This is a genomic window from Bacillus sp. MYb78, assembly GCF_002975115.1.
Classification (GTDB): domain Bacteria; phylum Bacillota; class Bacilli; order Bacillales; family Bacillaceae_G; genus Bacillus_A; species Bacillus_A cereus.
In genome coordinates this window covers 1-2,115 of record NZ_PCOB01000068.1, presented here as the reverse complement: position 1 = coordinate 2,115, position 2,115 = coordinate 1, and the positions used below count along the sequence as shown (strand labels likewise).

Below are 2,115 nucleotides of genomic sequence, written 5' to 3'. Positions count from 1 at the left end.
TTTAGCTTTCGCCAAGCCGAACAGACCAAAAACGGGGTTAAGTTGCTCGACTTGGGCTAGCAATTGTACCAGCCGAACCGCCAATTCTTCCGTTCAAAGCATGATTCTTTTTCCATATGTATCAACGCTATGTGGGGTTTAGCCCCCACACGACTAGCCAGCACTCACACCCAAAAACAAGGGAGAATTACATTATTTAGCTAATAAATATTTGTATGTTTTTTGTCACAAGTATTTACATTTTGAATTTGAAAATCGTGTTACCTTTATAAAAGGTTACCGAAATATAATAATTATTTAGGGAGACAATTTATGAAAAAATTATTAATTAGTTTTATTGCTATTTTATTTTTTATTTGTGGTTTTAACTTGAAAGCGTTTGCTGCTGAGGAAATTATTGATTATCAATCTCTTTATAATCAAGCAATTCAAGAAGGTGTTTTAGATCAAAATAGTGTATCTTATAATGAATGGTTAAAACAAAATAAAGAAGAATTTATGCCTATATATCAAGATGGTTTAAAACAAGGTGTTTTTCTAGAACCGTTATCTTATAATGAATGGTTAAAATTAAATAATTATGGACAAGCACCAACGGGAGATATTGAACTTTTTGATGACGTGACTCCAAGAGGAAGTTGGGGTGGATTTACTTTAAAAGCTGGAGATATATTTATAACAAACGCAACTAGTTCAGCAGGTATAGTAGGACATGCAGCTATTGCTAATGGTGATAATTATATTTTACATATGCCTGGTGCTGGCCAAGGAAATCAACAATTATCTACATCTAATTGGATGCAAAAATATACTGCGTCAGGAAAATGGATTAAGGTTTATCGATTAAAAGATCAAACACTTGCTAGAGATGTAGCTAGATATGCTGATAGAAATTTTTATTCCACTACTGGAAGTGCAACTAAAAATGTTTATTTAGATTATGGTATCGATACACATCTGTATCAAAAAAATCCAACTTATTGTTCTAAATTAGTATTTCAAGCACTCTATTTTGGTTCTGGTTCAAGAAATGTTATGCAAGCGGTTAGTGGAATCGTAACTCCTTATGGTTTAATTGATACTTTTACTTCAGCATATAGACCGTCATTAGTAAAAACATATTAATAAATAATTTAGGAGGATTGAATTTGAAAAAAAAAAGATGTTAATAATGATGGCTATCTTTATATCAATAGTTTTAGTGGTTAGTTTTGTTTTATTTAATAGAGTACAGGCGAAAAAATCTATATATAATTACATTGCTAGACAAGGAATACAAGAAAGTCAGTTGAAATATATTGATTTTCATAAAGACTTTAAAATGGGCGGATATTGGCTTGCTGTTTATGTGGAAGGAGAAAATCCTGATATTTATTATGAATATTCTTATCAAGATAAAAAAGTTAATTTTCAAGCTTACTTTAATTCTGAAAAAGCGATAAAGAAAAAAATGTGGGGTGGAAGTGGACTTACTGAAATAGAGATGAAAAAATTAAAGTATCCACCTTTGCAATAATAAACAGTATAAAAAAGAACTTAAATACAGGATAAAACAAAGACTAATTAGTACTAAATAGATAAGTACTAATTAGTCTTTTTATTTTTTAATTAATTTAGAATTAAGAGTTTGATAAAGGATTTAATGAATGATTGAAATAACTCGCAAAACGACTATTGGGAGAAGAAAAATAAGCGGTAAGTGTCAATGGTAAGCGGACTGGAATGGTTCAGCGGTTTATGCTGATCCATGAAAGGAGCATTAAGGAATGGACACGTGCAACCGATTTTCCATCCTCTTGGTAGTTCCTCAAAACGAACCGTTTTGGGGACGCCAACCGGCGAGGAAGCCCCTCAAGGATTGAGGGGTTGGGGAGTTGGATCGATGGGGTCAAGGGGAAGAGTTCCCCTTGTGGGGTGTGGGGCAAAGCCCCTGGTCTTTATCACGCTGTGGCGTGATTTGGCGAAGCCAACGAGGTCTCGCAGAGCCCACACCAAATGTAATTTGGTATAATGGGCTATACCAAAACTTTGGATTCGCTCTCTCAATATGTTATGATAGTCTCAAAAGTAGTCCTCTTACGGAAGACAATTGTGAGGGAAAAACATGAACAAATT

The 2,115-nt window shown here is 33.6% G+C and carries 2 protein-coding genes; both read left to right on the top strand.

Annotation, left to right across the window (positions count from 1 at the left end):
• The first annotated feature begins 312 nt into the window (after positions 1-312).
• Positions 313-1,125 carry a C40 family peptidase gene (locus CQ064_RS33010; RefSeq protein WP_000734781.1) on the top strand — a complete coding sequence of 271 codons (813 nt, stop codon included), beginning with the start codon at positions 313-315 and terminating at the stop codon, positions 1,123-1,125.
• 37 nt (positions 1,126-1,162) lie between these two features.
• Positions 1,163-1,516, top strand: a complete 354-nt coding sequence (locus CQ064_RS33005; protein ID WP_160147609.1) for a DUF3139 domain-containing protein — start codon at positions 1,163-1,165, stop codon at positions 1,514-1,516.
• The last annotated feature ends 599 nt before the right edge of the window (positions 1,517-2,115 follow it).

Bases quoted from the DNA above. Each gene is read 5' to 3' on its own strand.
- CQ064_RS33010 (WP_000734781.1), top strand. From the start codon at position 313: ATGAAAAAATTATTAATTAGTTTTATTGCTATTTTATTTTTTATTTGT.
- CQ064_RS33005 (WP_160147609.1), top strand. From the start codon at position 1,163: ATGTTAATAATGATGGCTATCTTTATATCAATAGTTTTAGTGGTTAGT.